Below are 17,684 nucleotides of genomic sequence, written 5' to 3' on the forward strand. Positions count from 1 at the left end.
TTCCTCAGCGTTGTTCGGCCGCATCGGCCTTGATGTCGTAGCCACGGCCGAAGTGCCGCTCGATCCGCCGCTGGATCAGGTCCCAGGCCGTCGTCATCACCAGGTAGTAGAGCGCGGCCACCACGAAGAGTTCGAGCACCATGAACTTCTCCTGGATCAGGACCTGGGTCCGGCGCAGCAGCTCTTCCATCGAGATGACGGAGGCGATGGAGGTCGTCTTCAGGCAGCCGTTCACCGAATTGCCCAGGGGCGGGATGATGATCCGGGCGGCCTGCGGGGCGATGATGTAGCGCATCTTCTGCACCTCGGTCATGCCGATGGCGCGCGCCGCGTTGGTCTGGCCCTTGGGGACAGAACTGATGCCGGCGCGGATGATCTCCGACAGGTAGGCGGCCTCGTTCATCACCAGCCCGATCAGCGTGGATTCCAGGACCGAGAACTTGATCCCGATCTGCGGCAGGCCGGTGTAGATGATGATCAGCTGCACCAGCAGGGGCGTGCCCCGGATCAGCCAGGTGTAGAAATAGGCGATGTTGCTGAGGATGCGGAACGGGCTCATCCGCATCAGGGCCACGACGCAGCCGGCGACCAGGCCAAGGCTCATCGACGCGACCGTCAGGCCCAGTGTCACCGCGGCGCCTTCCAGCATGTAAGTGTTGGTCAGGTATTCGAAAAACCCGTCCCAGTTCCAGCCTTTCACGATCGTCTCCTCATGACGTTCTGCGCGGTCCCGCGCGGGAGGGGAAGGGGGTGGCGCGGGGAAGCCGCGACACCCGTCTTGCAAGCTGTCCGCATGGGGCGGATCAGAGGCCGGGGCCCTTGAGGGAGATGGTGCCATCACCCGCCTGGCTGACGCCGTAGCTCTCCATCAGCGCCGGCAGCCAGCCGTCAGCGTTCATTTCCTGCATGACCTTGGTCACAGGTTCCGCGATGGCCGTATCGCCGAAGGACAGCGAACCGGGGGTCGCGTAAAGACCGCCGAGCGCGTGGTCGAATTCGCCGGTCTCCTTGTACTTCTTGGCAACCGGATCGATCGAGACGGCGGCCTCGACCTGGCCTGCGCGCAGGGCCTGGTAGACGGTGGCGTAGTTGTCGAAGAGCGCGATATCCATCGGCTCCAGGCCCTTGGCCTCGAACTCCTCGTTCAGCTCGCGCATCTTGCGTTCGGCATAGCCGCCGATGTCGGTGCTGATGCGCTTGCCGGCCAGGTCCTCGATGGTCTGGATCGAGCTATCGCCCACGGCGGTGGAGATGGAGATCGCCAGGTTCTCGTAGGGGATCATGTACATGATATCGAGCCGCGCGGGCGTCACGAAGAGACCGGCGTCGATCATGTCCCAGCGACCGCCCTGCAGGCCGGGCACCATGGTGGCATATTCGGTGGAGATGAAATCGGGCTCAAGGCACAGGCGCTTGGCGATCTCAACGCCCAGCTCGATGCGCAGCCCCATCAGCGTGCCTTCGGAATCGGCATAGGCCATCGGCGGCAGCGTCGGGCTGACGGCCATGGTCAGCTTGCCTTCCTCGGTCAGCAGCGAGGGGTCGATCGTGGTTTCGCAGTTCTGCGCCTGGGCCATGGTGGCAAGGCCCAGCGTGGCAGCCAGGGAAAGGGCGAAGGTACGGGAAAGGGTGAAGGTTCGGGGCGTTCTGTTCATTTGCATATCCTGTTGGTGGGAACGTGGTTCTTCTGAGGTCGGAACTCTGGTTCATGTTTCGGGGGGAAGGGGGGATGCCTGGGATCGAACTCCTTTCTTCGGGCAGTTTCGGGAAGACCTCAACGCATGACGAAGGGGTCGGGGATCGGCGCGTCGCTTGTGCGCAGCCAGACCGTCTTGACGGAGGTGTAATCGAGCGCCGCGGCCAGGCCGCCTTCGCGCCCGTGCCCCGAAAGTCCATGCCCGCCGAAGGGGGCCATGGGGCTCACGGCGCGGTAGGTGTTGACCCAGACGACCCCGGCGCGGATGCCGCGGATCATGCGATGCGCCCGGGTCAGATCACGGGTGAAAACGCCGGAGGCGAGGCCATAGGCGGTGCCATTGGCGATCCGCAGGGCGTCTGCCTCGGTGTCGAAGCCTGTGGCGGACAGGACCGGGGCGAAGAACTCCTCGCGCAGGCAGGGGGCGTCGGGGGCCTCCGTGCAATCCAGGATCGTCGGCGGGAAGTAGTAGCCCGCGCCCTCGGGCGCCGTGCCGCCGGTGACCAGTGTCGCGCCGGCCGCCACCGACTGCGCGCATAGCGCCGTGGCCCGGTCGCGCTGGCGGGGGGTGCACAGGGGGCCGACCTCGGTACCCATGTCGGCGGGGCTCCCGATGATCACCCGTTCGGCCTTCTCGCGCAGCCGCTCGAGGAAGGTGGCCCGGATCGAATTCTGCACGATCAGCCGTGACCCGGCCACGCAGCTTTGCCCGGTGGCGGCGAAGATGCCGGAAATCTGCGCGTTCACCGCGCTGTCGATATCGGCGTCCTCGAAGACGATGAAGGGCGATTTCCCGCCCAGTTCGAGAGAGGTCGAGGCCAGGTTCTCGGCCGAGTTGCGGACGATTTGCCGGGCGGCCTCCGGCCCGCCGGTGAAGGCCACGTGATCGACATCCGCATGCCGCGTCAGCACCGCGCCGCAATCGGGCCCGAAACCGGTGAGGATGTTCAAAACCCCCTTGGGGAAGCCCGCCTGGTCGAAGATGCGGGCAAATTCCAGCATCGGCGCGGGCCCGTCCTCCGAGGCTTTCAGCACCATGGTGCAGCCCGCCGCCAGGGCCGGCCCGATCTTCACCGCCGAAAGGAACAGCTGCGAATTCCACGGCACCACGGCGGCGACCACGCCCAGCGGTTCGCGACGCAGCCAGACTTCCATGTCAGGCTTGTCGATGGGCAGATGGGCGCCCTCGATCTTGTCGGCCAACCCGGCGTAGTAGCGATAGTATTCCGCCACGTAGGCGATCTGGGCGCTGGTTTCCCGGATGATCTTGCCGGTGTCGCGGGTTTCCAGCTCGGCCAGGCGGGGGGCGTTTTCCTCCACCAGGTCGGCCAGCCGCAACAGCAGCTTGCCCCGCTGGCCCGCGGTCATCCCGGACCACTCCGCGCCCAGGAAGGCGCGCCTTGCCGCGGCGACGGCCCGGTTCACATCCTCGGCCCGGGCCTCCGGCATCTTCGCCCAGGGCGTGCCGGTGGCCGGATCCAGGCTGTCGAAGGTGGCACTGGCGTCGCAGAAGGCGCCGTCGATGTATTGCTGAAAGGTCTGCATCTCTTTCGTCTCCTTCCGGACCGCGCCCCGATCAGGGAACCCGGCCTTGTCGTCATCACGCGGCCCGAACCCTATGGCCCGAACCACACGGGTCCCAGTCACGGGCCTCAATCATGGGCCTCAATCATGGGGCCCGACGGGCCGCGCCAGGTCCGCCTGCCGCTCAGGACAGCGCTTCGGCCGGCGTCGGAACCTCCAGCCAGCGCAGCATTTCACGCGTCACGCGGTCCGGCGCGGTCAGGTTCACCATGTGCCGGTGCCCCTCGATGATGATGGCCTCGCCGCAGGGGGCCGCTGCCGCCATGGCCCGCGCCATCTCCGGGGTGGAGTTCGGATCACCCTCTCCGGTCAGGGCCAGCAGCGGGCAGCGGATCGTGTCGAAGCGGCCGGCATAGATGTCATCGCCCCGGGAAAAGGCGCTGTAGGCGGTCGCGTAGCCCTGGGGCGACACCTCCGCCAGCCAGCCCGCGACCCGCTCCCGGGCCGCCGCATGGTCGCGGTCCTCTCCGAACCAGCGCTTCAGCGGGCCTGCCGCGTCGACATCACCGCCACGGATCTCCGCCGCGCGGGCCTCCACCGCGGCGCGCGCCTCGGCACTGCGCCGGAAGACACCGTTCAGAAGGGCGACCCGGGCCACCCGTTCGGGATGGCTCACCGCGTAGCCACCGGCGATCAGCGCGCCCATGGAATGACCGGCCAGGCTCACCGGCCCCAGCTGCAGCGCGTCCAACGCGCGATCCAGCCAGGCGACGTAGTCGGGCAGGCCGGACCCGGCGGGCAGGGGGCTGCTGCCCCCGTGGCCCGGCATGTCCAGCGCCAGCACCCTGAAGCGCGCCGACAGGGCCGCGATCTGCGGCGCCCAGGCGGCCGATTGCATGCCAACCCCGTGGATCAGGACCACGGGCGGGCCCTCTCCGGCCTCGCGGTAGGACAGGACGGCGCCGTCCTTGGACGGAGAGTCCTCAGACAGAGGCAGGGTTTTCAAGGTCATGCCCCAGTTCCTTCAGATCCTGATACCGGTCGCCGATACGGTGATGCGGGCGCCCCCCGACAGAGGCGCCAAGCGCCACCACGATTTCGTCCGGGGCCGGGGCATCGGCCACGGCCAGCTGGATCGTCAGGTAATGGCTGCGCCGCCCGCCGTCGTTCTTGTCCATCAGCGGGATCTGCAACGATGCATTGGCCGGGCCCCGAGTGTTGGTAAAGGCCAGGTAGGACTTCGCGCCCACGGCCTCGCGGTAGTGATTGCCGAACCGCAGGGTGTGGATCAGCCCGGAGGCATGCTCCACCTCGCCGTTTACGCCCACGATGGCCGCCTTGCCGTAACCTTCGACTTTGTCGCCACCGCCGGCGGCGTCCAGCACCATCTGCGTCAGCTGCGCGCCAAGCCCCGGCGCCACGTCCAGGATGCCCGGGCGCAGGTCCTCGACGAAACCCTGACCGGCCCAGGGATTCCGGATGACGGCCACGGCGGCGATCATCTTCAGGGGAACCGGCGCGGCCTTTCCTCCTTCGATCCATGTCGTTTCGACATGCAACAGGGTCTTGCGGATTTCAGCAGGCATACCTGGCTCCCATCAGTCTCGAATCGTCTTCTTCTAATATGGAATACCGTAATACAATCGTACAAACAATCTTGTTGGCGCGGGCGCGGGCTGATATTCAGATCGCATGTCAAATATTGGGCTAAGCAAAATCGAGCAGCAGCCGACGACGCTGCGGGATGTCGTCCTGGAAAGACTCCGGGACGCGATCATCGACGGTGTCTTCAAACCGGGCGACCGCCTGGTGGAGAGGGTGCTGTGCGAACAACTTGGTGTTTCGCGCACGGTCGTGCGCGAGACGCTGCGCTATCTCGATGCAGAGGGACTGGTGACCCATGTCCCCAATCGCGGTCCGATCGTGACGGACATGAGCTGGGACGACGCGCAACAGATCTACGACATCCGCCTCAAGCTGGAGACGGACGCGGCCATGGCCTGTGCGCGCAACATGACCCCGGATCTGGCCCAGCGTCTGAACGCGGCGCTCGAAGACCTTCAGCGCGCCGGTCACGACCAGGCGCCAGGGGTCCTGTTCAAGGCGGCGACGCGGTTCTACGGGCTGATCTTCGAAGGGGCGCGGCACAATATCGCCTGGGAAATCGTCCAGCGGCTGAACGGCCGGATCTCCCGCCTGCGGATCCTCACCCTGACCAGCGACAACCGCGATCGCCCGGGGCCCGAACATATGCGTGCCATCTGCACCGCGATTACCAACCGCGATCCCGACGCCGCCCTTGCCGCGGTGGAGGACCACCTGAGGGAAGCCAAGTCCATCGCGCGGGAGCTTCTGAACGACAAGGAAGCGCTCTGACCGGATTGTCGGGCCGAGCGAGGCTTAACCTGCCACTGGGCTGCCACCGGGCTGCCACCGGGCTGCCATGGGGCGGCCCCATGGCGCCCGCCGCCGCGCCCGGGCCCTCTGCGCGCGCTGCGTTAACCCCGGTTTTCCGCGTATTTCCCACCGTCGCGATACCGACGTAATACCGACGTGATACCGACGTTGAAGATCGGGCCGAAACCCCTTGATTAACCAAGGATTCGCGCCGATCCGGCGATTTTTCCCCGAAATCCCCGCACGCCCCGGTCAGATCCCGTTAAGCGTGGCGGCGCATGGCGCCCTTTCCTTGGGGTGGACGTCTTTTGGGCGGACATGAAAAAAGCCCGGCCGCAGGGCCGGGCTTTTCGTTGAATAGGTCTGCTGGAACGCCTCTCGGCGCCTGGTCAGCCCTCGGCGGCGGGGGTTGCCGGCTTCTTCGACGGCACGACGGTCTTGTTGCCACCGGAGGAGAGCGGATCATCCTGGCGCTGCACCGAACCTTCGAAGTGGGCGCCGCTTTCGATCGCAATGGTCTTGTGGATGATGTCGCCTTCGACGCGGGCGGTCGAGGTCAGGCGCACCTTCAGGCCACGCACGCGACCGATGATGCGGCCGTTGATCACGACGTCGTCGGCGGTCACTTCGCCGCGGATCGTGGCGCTTTCGCCGACGGTCAGCAGGTGGGCGCGGATGTCGCCCTCGACGGTGCCTTCAACCTGGATGTCACCGGTGGTCTTCAGGTTGCCGGTGATGTGCAGGTCAGAGGACAGAACGGACGCCGGCGGCTTGGCCTTGGGCGCGGTCGGCTTGAAATCCATGCTGCCGGGCGTGGACTTCGGGGCTGCTTCGGGCGCTGCCGGGGTGCTGTTCTCCGTGGTCTTCTGACCGGGTTCGTTGATTTTGCTCTTAGAAAACATCTCTTGCCGCCTTGATATATATCATCGGGTCTACAGGTTTGCCGCCTACACGGATCTCGTAATGAAGATGAGGCCCGGTAACCCGTCCGGAAGCTCCCATATCACCGATGCGCTCCCCGCGCGAGACCCTTTGTCCCACCTTCACGCCAATGCGCGACATATGGGCGTAACGGGTCTCTATTCCGAAATCGTGCTTGATTTTTACCAGCCGGCCGTAGCCGGTGGACCAGCCCGCATGGATCACCACACCGTCGGCCGCCGCGTAAAGCGGGGTGCCCACGGGCGCTGCCATGTCGGTGCCGTAGTGCTGCCGGATGCCGCCGGTCTTCGGGTCGCGGCGGGTGCCGAAGCCCGAGGAATAGCGGAACTTCGCATGAACGGGCATGGCGAAGGGCGCCTTTTCCGCGGCGATCCGGTACAGGTCCAGTTGTTCCAGCCGCTCCAGGATCGAATTGGCCCGGTCCGTATCGGGAGAGGAGGCCTCCCCCATGGTCGAGAAGGAGATCGGCGTCATCGGGCCGCCGCGTCCGGTATAGCCGCGGCGCACCTGGTCGATCAGGGTGTCGGTGTTCAGCCCGGCGGCGCGGAACATCTTGTTCAGCGGCTCCACCGAGACCGTAAGCGCCTGTTCCAGCTGGCGGAAGATCGCGTCGTTCTGGTCTTCCATCAGCGCGATGCGTTCCGACATCTCATCGGCCTGGGCCAGGGCATCCTGCGCCCCCTGTTCGGTCTCGTCGCGTTCCGCCGCGGTCTCCGCCAGGGCGGCGGTCAGCACGTTCATCGTGTCTTCGGCATAGGCGGGCAGGGGCGCGCGCTCCCCGTCTTCGCCCGGGTTCTGCAGCGTCGCCAGCTCCTCGCGGACTTCGTCGCGCTCCTTCAGGGTCTTGCGCAGGGTGGCCTGGATGACGTCGATACCGGTTTCCAGCTCGCGCCGCCGCGCCTCGGATTTCAGAAGCTCGGTCTGCATGTCGGAAATCCGCGCCAGCGCCGCGTTGAACCGGTCCTGCGCCGCCAGGGCCTCCTGTTCGCGCAGATCGCGTTCGGCCGCCATGGAGTTCAGGCTGGTGCGGAAGCTTTCCTGATCACGCTGCGCCTGTTCGCGGTAGTTGCCCGACCCGATGCTGTCCATCAGCAGGATGGCGGTGGCGATGATCGTCCAGGCCACGATGGCGCTGGCGCCCGACGCCGCGATGATCTGCGTCACCGGCCGCAGCCGGATGAACCGCGTGTCCGTGTCGGAGCGCAGGAAGACCCTGCGCTCGGGAAAATGCTTTTCCAGAAGCGCGCTCACGCGGATAGCTAGCCTGGTTCTCACGAGGTCCCGTATCCCTGTTGTCCCGTCCACGCGCCCTCGATCGAGGTCCCCACCTCGGGCGCTTGAACTCAGTTACCCAAGCGTCTTTTAGGGGGCAAGAAGTTTGCGCCCGCCTTACGCTTTGCTGCCTGTTTCAGGGTTTTCTTGGCGGGAAATTGCCGAAAACTTCGGATATCGGGGCCTGTCGTACGGATTTTGCGGATCGCGGTCGCGCTCAGCGCTCCTCGGCCAGGGGCCAGTAGAAATCGGGCGGCAGCCCGGCTTCGGCGCGCTTTTCCTCGTTGAAGGGCGGTTTCAGGGAGCTGTGGAAGTAGCGTTGCACCAGGGCGTGGAACTCCGGCTTGGGGTCCTTGTTGTCGCGTCCGCACAGGAAGTGGAACCACTTGGATCCATAGGCCACATGGCCGACTTCCTCTGCATAGATCACTTCCAGCGCTTCGATGACCTGGGGGATGTCGGCCTTGCGGAAGATGTCGATCATGCCCGGGGTCACGTCCAGCCCGCGCGCCTCCAGGACCATGGGAACGACCGCCAGCCGCCCGTAGATATCGTCCACGGTATCCTCTGCGGCGCGCCACATGCCGGCATGGGCGGGCAGGGCGCCATAATGGCTGTCCAGGCTTTCAAGGCAGTCGCAGATCAGGTTGAAGTGCTTGGATTCCTCGTCCGCCGCCTTCACCCAGTCGTCGTAGAAGCCCATGGGGAAGGGCACGTCGGTGAACCGCGCGATGATGTCCCAGTGCAGGTCGACCGCGTTCAACTCGATATGGGCCACCGCATGCAGCAGGGCGATGCGGCCCTGCGGGCTGCCGGGGCGACGGCGCGGCACGTCGCGCGGATCCAACAGTTCGGGCCGTGCCGGCCGGGCAGGGCGCAGGGGCGGATCGGCCCGGCCCACGGGGATTTCCTCCCCGGCCTGACGCGCTGCGAACCAGGTGGCCGCATGGGCATGCGACAGGGCCGTCTTTTCCCGTCCGTCCGCGGTGGTCAGAACCTCCACCGCCATTTCTGCCAGGCTTCTCATGATCGTCCTTTCCGGGGTTCGTGGCGCGACGGCCTCAAAGAGCCTTGGCGGCGGCGAGCACGTCCTCGGCATGGCCAGCGACCTTCACCTTGGGCCAGACCTGCGCGACCTTGCCCTCTCCGTCGATCAGCACGGTGGCCCGGGTGATCCCCATGAAAGTCTTGCCGTACATCTTCTTTTCGCCCCAGACGCCATAGGCCTCGCAGACGCCACCTTCGGCATCCGACAGCAGCTCCGTGGCTAGCTCATGCTTGGCCTGGAACTTCTCGTGCTTGGCGAGGGTGTCCTTGCTGATCCCCAGGACCTTAACGCCCGCCGCTTCGAAGGCATCTGCCAGTGCGGTGAAATCCTTGTTCTCGGTGGTGCATCCGGGCGTGTCGTCCTTGGGGTAGAAGAACAGGACGACGGGCGCCGGGCGCAGGGCCGAAAGCGTCACCTCGCCGCCGCCGGCCTTGGGAAGCGTGAAATCGGGGGCCATCTGTCCGGTCAGATCGGATACCATGGGCGGAGCCTTTCCTGTGTGTTCGTCGTCTCTTCCATCTTATCGCCGGGCAACGCAGAATGGAACGGACCGCGATGGGACGGGTCCGCCAAGACGGGACGACAGATGACCAAGCCAGAAGCCGAGCCCGAAGGGCGCGAGGGCAGGGAGGCGCCGCGCAGGCGCTCCCTCCGGCGCCGGGTTTTCGGGGTGCTGTTGCTGATCGTGCTGGTGGCCGGGCTCGGCGCCGGGGCGAATCTGCTGCGCATGATCACACAGGGGCAGCCGCTTCTGGCCCCGCCCTGGCTGCGCGACCGGATCGAGGCCCGGATAGAGGCGCAGAGCCCGGGCCTGGAAATGGACTTCTCCGAACTCTCCCTCGTCTTCGAGGACAAGTGGCAGCCCCGCCTGCGCCTGCGGGACCTGCACCTGGTCCTGCCGCAGACCCGCAGCCGGCTCGTGCTGCAGGACACCACGGCGCGGCTGGCATTGCGTCCGCTGCTGAAAGGGCAGCTGGAGCCGCGGGAAATCATCGTCGAGGGCGCCCAGTTGCGCCTGCGCCGCAAGGTCGATGGCAGCTTTGACCTGATGCCCACCGACAGGACCGCCGGACAGGAACGCGGCATCGAGGATGTCCTGGCCGAACTGAAGCAATCGCTTGCCACCCCGGAATTGCGCTACCTGCGCCGGATCGAGGGCCTTGGCCTGACGCTGGTCTACGACGACATGCGCGCCGACCGCAGCTGGTCGGTGGATGGCGGCCGCATCGTGCTGGACCGTGACCGGCAGGATCTGGTGATCCGCGGCGACTTCTCCCTGCTGGGCGGGCGCAGCTACGCGTCGCTGATCGAGGCAAGCTATACGACCCGGCTGGATGCGGGCGCGGGCGAATTCGCCCTGTCGGTTCAGGAAGTCCCGGCAGAGGACCTCGCGACCCAAAGCCCCGCCTTGGCCTGGCTCGGGGTGCTGCGCGCGCCACTATCCGGCGCGCTGCGGCTGGAGCTGGAAGAGGATGGGGCCGTGGGCCCGCTGCACGCGACATTGCAGATCGGCAAGGGCGTGCTGCAGCCCGCCGAGGGCGCCCGCCCGATCCCCTTCGACAGCGCCCGCAGCTACTTTTCCTTCGATCCCGAAACCCAGATGCTGCGTTTCAGCCAGCTCTCCCTCGACAGCCCGGCGGTTAGCCTGCTGGGGGATGGCGCCTTCCGGCTGGGCACGGGTCCCGACGGCGGGGTGGAAATGACGGGACAACTGTCCGCCTCCGAAATCGTGGCCAATCCCGGAGAGGTCTTTGCCGCCGACCTGCGGCTGGACGGCGCCCGCGCCGACCTGCGTCTGCGGCTGGATCCGTTCGAGCTGACCCTGGGCCAGCTGACGCTGAGCGAGAAGGGCCAGACCCTGCAAACCTCCGGCTGGATGACCGCGGGCGAGAAAGGCTGGGAGGTCAGCCTCCAGGGGGGGCTTCTCCCGTCGGAAGAGGGGGGCGCGGCGCTCTCTCCCGATGACGTGCTGGGCTTCTGGCCCCCCATGGTCGCCAAGGGATCGCGCAACTGGGTCGCGCGGAACTTCCTCGAAGGCGGGCTCAGCAACCTGCAGATCGGGCTTCGGGCAAGCGAGGGGCATAAGCCCAGGCTGCAACTCGGGTTCGATTTCGCCGACGCCACGGTGAACTTCATGAAGACCATGCCGCCGATGGAACGGACCCGGGGGCATGCCTCCCTCTCCGGGGATCGTTTCGTCATCCAGGCGGAGCAGGGGGAGGTCCGGCTGCCGGACGGCGGGCGCGTCGATGCCGCCGGATCCTCCTTCACCGTGCTCGACGTGACGCACAAGCCCGGCGCGGCGGTGCTCGACCTGTCGCTGTCGGGGGCTGTCGGCGATACCCTGGCGCTTCTCGACAGGGAGCCGTTCCGCTTCCTGTCGAAGGCGGGCAAGTCGCCGGACCTGGCCACGGGGCAGGCGGACCTGCGGGCAGAGATCCGTTTTCCGCTGGAAAAGAAAGTCCCGCTGGAGGACGTGCAACTGCGGTTCTCGGGCCAGCTGACGGATCTGCGCAGCGATCAGCTGGCGCCGGGGCACCTGATCGAGGCAAGCCGGTTGGACCTTGCCGGGGACAAGGAGGGGATGCGGATCTCCGGCGACGGGCGCTTCGATGGCATTCCCTTCTCCGGCGGCTGGCAAACGGCCTTCGGCAAGGATCCCGGCCCCTCCCGGGTGCAGGCCCGTCTGACGCTGAACGAGGCGGTGGCAGAGGCGCTCAACCTCGCGCTGCCGCCGGGCACCCTGTCCGGCGAAGGCCAGGTCGCGCTGGCACTGGAACTGGCCCGGGATCAGCCGCCCCGGTTCGAACTGCAAAGCGACCTTGCCGGTCTGGGCCTGTCGATCCCCTCGCTTGGCTGGTCGCTGTCCCGCCAGGGAACGGGCACCCTGCGCGCCAGCGGAGAGATGGGGGACAGCATCCGGATCGACGACCTCTCTCTCGACGCGCCGGGGCTGTCGCTGGACGGCACCCTGACGACCGCCGTCGGCGGCGGGTTGCAGACCCTGACCCTGCGCCGCCTGAAGGCCGGTGACTGGATGGACATTTCCGCCGAACTCAGCCCGCGTGGTGCGGGGCGGCCGCTGGCGGTGTCGGTCACGGGCGGCGATGTCGATCTGACCCGCATGCCGAAGCTGCCCAAGGGCGAAAGCGGGCCGCTGTCCCTGTCACTGGATCGCCTGCGCGTTTCCGACACCATCACGGTGACCGGTCTGCAGGCAGAATTCCTCAATGGCGCAAGGGGAGATTTCCGCGGCCTGATCAACGGCGCCGCCCCGGTGACGGGCCGTTTCGACAACGGCCGCATCGGGCTGCAGGCCGCCGATGCCAGCGCGGCACTGGCGGCTGCGGGCTTCCTCAAAAAGGGGCTCGGCGGGGCGCTCGACCTCGATCTGGTGCCGACCGGAGAGACCGGCAGCTACGACGGCACGCTGAAGATCCGGGACATCCGCATTCAGCAGGCCCCCGCCATCGCGGAGATGCTCAACGCCCTGTCCATCGTCGGGCTGCTGGAACAGCTGTCCGGGCCCGGCATCCTCTTTTCCGACGTCGAGGCGAATTTCCGGCTGACCCCCGGTGCGCTGGTGCTGACGAAATCCAGTGCCGTCGGCGCCTCAATGGGGATCTCCATGGACGGGACCTACGACATGGCCTCGGATCAGCTGGACATGCAGGGGGTGTTCTCTCCCTTCTACCTGCTGAACGGCATCGGCTCCGTCCTGACGCGTAAGGGCGAGGGGCTGATCGGGTTCAACTTCCGGGTCCAGGGGCCCGCCCGCGCGCCGGCCGTCCGGGTGAACCCGCTGTCGGTCCTCACCCCCGGCATGTTCCGGGAGATCTTCCGCCGTCCCGCGCCGGAGGTGGACGAGGGCGGCTGAAACCCTTTTGCGCAACGATTGTCGCACCCCGCAGATCGCTGCCGGTTTGCATTGCGCCCCGATGGGTGAAGGTGTAGCCGGGCGCCGGACCAGACGGGACAGGACACGTGCAGCTTTCCGATTTCGATTTCGACCTCCCCGAGGCGCTGATTGCGACCCGGCCCGCCAAGCCTCGCTCTTCCGCGCGGCTGCTGGTGGCCGAAGGCGACGCGATCACGGATGCCATCGTGCGCGACCTCGGCGACTACCTGCGGCCGGGTGACCGGCTCGTGCTGAACGACACCAAGGTGATCCCGGCGCGGCTGACCGGGACCCGGTCGCGCAGCTCCGCCCAGGGGGAGACCGAGGCCAAGATCGAGGTCACCCTGCTCGAGCCGCGTCCCGACGGCAGCTGGATGGCGCTTCTCAAGCCGTTGAAGAAGATCCGCGAGGGCGAGGTGATCCGTTTCACCGATCGCCTGTCCGCGGAACTGCTGGAGAAGTCCGAAGGGCAGGGCGTCCTGCGGTTCGAGGCCGACGGCGATTTCGATGCGGCCCTGGCAGAGGCCGGGCAGATGCCCCTTCCGCCCTACATCGCGGCCCTGCGGGCGCCGGATGCGCAGGACAAGGTGGATTATCAGACGGTTTGGGCCCGGAACACCGGCGCTGTGGCCGCGCCGACGGCCTCGCTCCACTTCGACGACCTGCTGCTGGACCGGCTGCGCGCGCGCGGCATCGACTTCACCTACGTTACCCTTCATGTCGGAGCGGGCACTTTCCTGCCGGTGAAGGTCGACAACGTCGAGGAACACCGCATGCATGCGGAATGGGGGCGGGTCAGCGAAGAGGCCGCCGCCCAGATCGCTGAGACGAAGGCAGCCGGTGGGCGCGTCATTCCGGTCGGCACGACGGCCCTGCGCCTGATCGAAAGCGCTGCGCGCGACAGCGGGGCGATCGCTCCCTGGACCGGCGAGACGGACATCTTCATTTACCCCGGTTTCACCTTCGCCGTGGCAGATGCGCTCATGACAAACTTCCACCTGCCCAAGTCGACGCTGATGATGCTGGTCTCGGCCCTGATGGGCAGCGAGCGCGTCCGCCGGATCTACGATCATGCCATTGCGGAACAATACCGCTTTTTCTCCTATGGCGACGCCTCGTTGTTGATCCCGCAGCCCTGACATGAAAACCATGGGCCGGGGCCTTGCTGCCCGTGCCCGCCTTCGACACGAACCGCCAGAGGAGACACGCGCATGCTTCAGGTTCTCGGATCCTCCTGGGCCTTGCTGCTGGGATTGACGCTGCTGATGCTGGGCAATGGCCTGCAGGGCACTCTTCTCGGTGTGCGCGGCCAGATCGAGGGCTTCTCCACCTTCGAGATGTCGCTTGTGATGTCGGCCTATTTCGCCGGGTTCCTCGGTGGGTCCCGCCTGGCGCCGGAGATGATCCGCCGGGTCGGTCACGTCCGGGTCTTCGCGGCCCTGGCCTCCTTCATCTCCGCCGTGCTCATCCTCTATCCGACCTGGGCCAATCCCTGGGCCTGGACGGCGGAGCGGATGATCATCGGCTTCTGCTTCTCCGGCGTCTATGTCACCGCCGAAAGCTGGCTGAACAATGCCGCCTCGAACGAGAACCGCGGCAAGGCGCTGGCCCTCTACGCGCTGGTCCAGGTGATCGGCATCATGGCCGCGCAGGGGATCCTGCTGCTTGGGGATCCTGCGGGCTTCGTCCTCTTCATCGTGCCCTCGGTCCTCGTCTCCATCTCCTTCGCGCCGATCCTTCTGTCGATCTCGCCCACGCCGGCCTTCGACACCACCCGGCCGATGTCTCTCGTCGAACTTTACCAGACCTCTCCGCTGTCCATCGTCGGGGTCTTCCTGGTGGGCGGGGCCTTCTCGGCCCAGTTCGGCATGGCAGCCGTCTTTGGTGCACAGGCCGGGCTCACCCTGCCGCAGATCTCGCTGTTCATCACCATGTTCTACGTCGGTGCAACGATCGCGATCTATCCGCTTGGCTGGCTCTCTGACCGGATGGACCGGCGCCTCCTGATCGCGCTGGAAGCGATTGTCGGCGGTGTCGGCGCTCTCATCGGTCTGGCTTTCGGCGGCAGCTATGTCGCGCTGCTGGTCTCTGCGCTGGTGATCGGCAGCATGATCAACCCGCTTTATTCCCTGTTGCTCGCCTATCTCAACGACATCCTGGATCATGACCAGATGGCAGCGGGCAGCGCGGGGATGATGTTCGTCAACGGTCTGGGGGCCATCGGTGGCCCGCTTCTGACAGGCTGGGTGATGACGGTCTCCGGGCCCGGCGGGTTCTTCCTGTTCATCGCCGTCCTGCTGCTGGCGACAGCCGGATATGCCTTCTTCCGCATGACCCGCCGCGCCTCCGTCGTCTCCGTCGATGACAGTGCCGCCTATGCGCCTGTCCTCATGTCTGCCACCTCCGTGGCCGTCGAAGCGGCGCAGGAATGGGCATACGAAACGGCGGAAGACGCCCAGGATGAGGAAAATCAGGGGTGAGCGCTCACATTTCCGCCTGCGCCAAAATTGGTCATTCCCAAAATGTGTAATCTTTGTAACGCTGATGAAAACGGCGCAATCGCGAGTAGAGGAGTTAGCCATGATTGCCCCTGAAGACGTGCTGTCCTTCTGGTTGGATGAAGTCGGGCCCAAGGGCTGGTATCAGTCCAGCGATGCGCTGGATGACGAGATCCGGATGAAGTTCGGAACTGGCTGGGCGAGGGCCTGCGAAGGTTCCTACGGTCTCTGGCTGACCTATCCCAGCGGCGCTCTGGCCTACCTGATCCTGATGGACCAGTTCCCCCGCAACATGTTCCGTGGCATGGGCAAGGCCTTTGACAGCGACAGGATCGCGATCGCCGCGGCCAAGCTGTGCATCGACCATGGCTTCGACATGAAGATCGATGAACCCGCGCGCCAGTTCTTCTACCTGCCGCTGATGCACTCCGAAAACCTCTGCGATCAGGATCGCTGCGTGCGGCTGATGCTGGAACGCATGCCGGAAACGGGTGCCGCCAACCTCAAGCATGCCCAGGCCCACCGGGAGGTGATCCGCCAGTTCGGTCGCTTCCCCTACAGGAACGAAGCGCTGCAGCGGTCTTCCTCCGCATCCGAGAGCGCCTATCTCAAGGCCGGGGGCTACGGCGAAACCGTCCGTTCGCTGGAGGCCGCAGCCGTCTGATTGCAGACCCGCGACCTGCGCTTTTTCGCAAACGCCGCCCCGCTTGGGCGGCGTTTTCATTTTCCGTTCACACCTGCGGTGCAGGATGTCCCGTGAAAGACACCTTTTGCCTCCCTGCGTTCCGGTACGTTTCGGCAAATTTCAACGCCCCGAATTGCACGTCATTTGACAGTCGCGCTCGTCTCGCTAGGGTTTTCACGGGCGGCACGGGGTTTCCCCGGACGCATAGCAGCCTTTCAGCCGATCCGGTCGATGCGGGGCTTCGTGCGCTTGTCGCTGTTCGTGAGATAGTTTAACGTCAAACTATCTTGGATCCTAAGGCGCAGCGGAGGGGCAGATGGCAGCCAAGTCTTTCGATTTTCTGGTGATCGGGGCAGGACCCGGCGGGTATGTCGCCGCGATCCGTGCCGCCCAGCTCGGCATGAATGTTGCCGTGGTGGAGCGTGAGAACCTCGGTGGGATCTGCCTCAACTGGGGCTGTATTCCGACCAAGGCGCTCCTGCGCTCCTCCGAGGTTTTCCACCTGATGGAACGCGCGAAGGAATTCGGCCTCAAGGCGGAAAACCTGGGCTATGACCTCGATGCGGTGGTGAAACGCTCCCGCGGGGTCGCCGCCCAGATGGAGGGCGGGGTCAAGCACCTGCTAAAGAAGAACAAGGTCACCGTGTTCATGGGCGAGGCCACGCTGCCCGCCAAGGGCAAGGTTTCGGTCAAGACCGACAAGGGCACCGAGGAGCTGACGGCGAAGACCATCGTGCTCGCCACCGGCGCCCGCGCGCGGGAACTGCCGGGGCTGGAAGCCGACGGCGATCTCGTCTGGACCTATCGCCATGCACTGAAACCGGTGCGCATGCCGAAGAAACTGCTGGTCATCGGCTCTGGTGCCATCGGCATCGAATTTGCCAACTTCTACAACACCCTGGGTGCCGACACGACCGTGGTCGAAGTCATGGACCGGGTGTTGCCGGTGGAAGATGCGGAAATCTCCGCCTTCGCCAAGAAGCAATTCGTCAAGCAGGGGATGAAGATCCTCGAAAAGACCATGGTGAAGAAGCTGGACCGCGCAAAGGGCAAGGTCACGGCGCACCTGGAACATGACGGCAAGGTCACGACCGAAGAATTCGACACCGTGATTTCCGCCGTGGGGATCGTCGGCAACGTCGAGAATCTCGGGCTTGAAGGCCTGGGCGTGAAGGTCGACCGCACCCATGTCGTCACCGACGAATACTGCCGCACCGGCATCGAGGGGCTTTATGCCATCGGCGACATCGCCGGCGCGCCCTGGCTGGCACACAAGGCCTCCCACGAGGGGGTCATGGTGGCCGAACATGCCGCGGGCAAGAAGGTCCATCCGATTAAACCGAACTCCATTGCCGGCTGCACCTATTGCCAGCCTCAGGTCGCCTCTGTCGGCCTGACCGAGGCGAAGGCCAAGGAAGCGGGTTACAAGGTCAAGGTCGGCAAGTTCCCGTTCATCGGCAACGGCAAGGCCGTCGCCCTGGGCGAGGCCGAGGGCCTGATCAAGACCGTCTTCGACGAGAAGACCGGCGAACTTCTGGGTGCGCATATGGTCGGGGCAGAGGTGACGGAGCTGATCCAGGGCTATGTCGTTGGCCAGGCGCTGGAAACCACCGAAGAGGATCTGATGCACACGGTCTTCCCGCACCCGACCCTATCGGAAATGCTGCATGAATCGGTGCTGCAGGCCTACGGTCGCGCGATCCACATCTGACCGGATCGGTCAG

15 protein-coding genes are annotated in these 17,684 nt (G+C 65.8%); 6 read left to right on the forward strand and 9 right to left on the reverse strand.

Annotation, left to right across the window (positions count from 1 at the left end; translation table 11 throughout):
• Positions 1 to 4: 4 nt before the first annotated feature.
• The 5 genes from AC2IR1_RS10245 to AC2IR1_RS10265 all read right to left on the reverse strand — a co-directional run bounded on the left by AC2IR1_RS10245 (position 5) and on the right by AC2IR1_RS10265 (position 4,806).
• Positions 5 to 700 carry an amino acid ABC transporter permease gene (locus AC2IR1_RS10245; RefSeq protein WP_486476177.1) on the reverse strand — a complete coding sequence of 232 codons (696 nt, stop codon included), beginning with the start codon at positions 698 to 700 and terminating at the stop codon, positions 5 to 7.
• A gap of 103 nt (positions 701 to 803) precedes the next feature.
• Positions 804 to 1,655, reverse strand: coding sequence for a transporter substrate-binding domain-containing protein (locus tag AC2IR1_RS10250; protein WP_486476178.1), 852 nt, complete (start codon positions 1,653 to 1,655; stop codon positions 804 to 806).
• 119 nt (positions 1,656 to 1,774) lie between these two features.
• Positions 1,775 to 3,241, reverse strand: coding sequence for an aldehyde dehydrogenase (locus AC2IR1_RS10255; RefSeq protein ID WP_486476179.1), 1,467 nt, complete (start codon positions 3,239 to 3,241; stop codon positions 1,775 to 1,777).
• Between the two features lie 163 nt (positions 3,242 to 3,404).
• Entirely contained in the window at positions 3,405 to 4,232 is an 828-nt protein-coding gene (locus AC2IR1_RS10260) for an alpha/beta fold hydrolase (protein ID WP_486476180.1), read from the reverse strand.
• Positions 4,204 to 4,806 carry an amino acid synthesis family protein gene (locus AC2IR1_RS10265; RefSeq protein ID WP_486476181.1) on the reverse strand — a complete coding sequence of 201 codons (603 nt, stop codon included), beginning with the start codon at positions 4,804 to 4,806 and terminating at the stop codon, positions 4,204 to 4,206. Before AC2IR1_RS10265 ends, AC2IR1_RS10260 begins: the two co-directional genes overlap by 29 nt.
• A gap of 106 nt (positions 4,807 to 4,912) precedes the next feature.
• Between AC2IR1_RS10265 and AC2IR1_RS10270 the strand changes: the two genes are divergently transcribed.
• Complete coding sequence (locus tag AC2IR1_RS10270; RefSeq protein WP_486476182.1) at positions 4,913 to 5,596, forward strand: GntR family transcriptional regulator; 684 nt, start codon at positions 4,913 to 4,915, stop codon at positions 5,594 to 5,596.
• A 410-nt stretch (positions 5,597 to 6,006) separates the two neighbouring features.
• Here the strand turns inward: AC2IR1_RS10270 and AC2IR1_RS10275 are convergent, their stop codons facing one another.
• From AC2IR1_RS10275 to AC2IR1_RS10290, 4 genes are all read right to left on the reverse strand, one after another.
• Positions 6,007 to 6,519: a bactofilin family protein gene (locus AC2IR1_RS10275; protein ID WP_486476183.1), complete on the reverse strand. Its 513-nt coding sequence runs from the start codon at positions 6,517 to 6,519 to the stop codon at positions 6,007 to 6,009.
• Entirely contained in the window at positions 6,509 to 7,834 is a 1,326-nt protein-coding gene (locus AC2IR1_RS10280; protein WP_486476184.1) for a DUF5930 domain-containing protein, read from the reverse strand. Before AC2IR1_RS10280 ends, AC2IR1_RS10275 begins: the two co-directional genes overlap by 11 nt.
• 214 nt (positions 7,835 to 8,048) lie before the next feature.
• A complete protein-coding gene (locus AC2IR1_RS10285) occupies positions 8,049 to 8,858 on the reverse strand; it encodes a ferritin-like domain-containing protein (protein WP_486476185.1) in 810 nt (269 codons plus the stop codon).
• Between the two features lie 34 nt (positions 8,859 to 8,892).
• Positions 8,893 to 9,360: a peroxiredoxin gene (locus tag AC2IR1_RS10290; RefSeq protein ID WP_486476186.1), complete on the reverse strand. Its 468-nt coding sequence runs from the start codon at positions 9,358 to 9,360 to the stop codon at positions 8,893 to 8,895.
• 105 nt (positions 9,361 to 9,465) lie between these two features.
• On the opposite strand from AC2IR1_RS10290, the gene AC2IR1_RS10295 reads away from it, so the two are divergent.
• The 5 genes from AC2IR1_RS10295 to lpdA all read left to right on the forward strand — a co-directional run bounded on the left by AC2IR1_RS10295 (position 9,466) and on the right by lpdA (position 17,671).
• Positions 9,466 to 12,756 carry a hypothetical protein gene (locus tag AC2IR1_RS10295; protein ID WP_486476187.1) on the forward strand — a complete coding sequence of 1,097 codons (3,291 nt, stop codon included), beginning with the start codon at positions 9,466 to 9,468 and terminating at the stop codon, positions 12,754 to 12,756.
• A 107-nt stretch (positions 12,757 to 12,863) separates the two neighbouring features.
• On the forward strand, positions 12,864 to 13,916 hold the full coding sequence (gene queA / locus AC2IR1_RS10300) for a tRNA preQ1(34) S-adenosylmethionine ribosyltransferase-isomerase QueA (RefSeq protein ID WP_486476188.1): 1,053 nt from the start codon (positions 12,864 to 12,866) through the stop codon (positions 13,914 to 13,916).
• Positions 13,917 to 13,988: 72 nt separating this feature from the next.
• Positions 13,989 to 15,257: an MFS transporter gene (locus AC2IR1_RS10305; RefSeq protein WP_486476189.1), complete on the forward strand. Its 1,269-nt coding sequence runs from the start codon at positions 13,989 to 13,991 to the stop codon at positions 15,255 to 15,257.
• A gap of 100 nt (positions 15,258 to 15,357) precedes the next feature.
• Positions 15,358 to 15,939, forward strand: coding sequence for a DUF924 family protein (locus AC2IR1_RS10310; RefSeq protein ID WP_486476190.1), 582 nt, complete (start codon positions 15,358 to 15,360; stop codon positions 15,937 to 15,939).
• A gap of 337 nt (positions 15,940 to 16,276) precedes the next feature.
• Positions 16,277 to 17,671 carry a dihydrolipoyl dehydrogenase gene (lpdA, locus tag AC2IR1_RS10315; RefSeq protein ID WP_486476191.1) on the forward strand — a complete coding sequence of 465 codons (1,395 nt, stop codon included), beginning with the start codon at positions 16,277 to 16,279 and terminating at the stop codon, positions 17,669 to 17,671.
• Positions 17,672 to 17,684: the final 13 nt, after the last annotated feature.

It is taken from the genome of Pseudooceanicola sp. NS-SX8 (genome assembly GCF_057380755.1).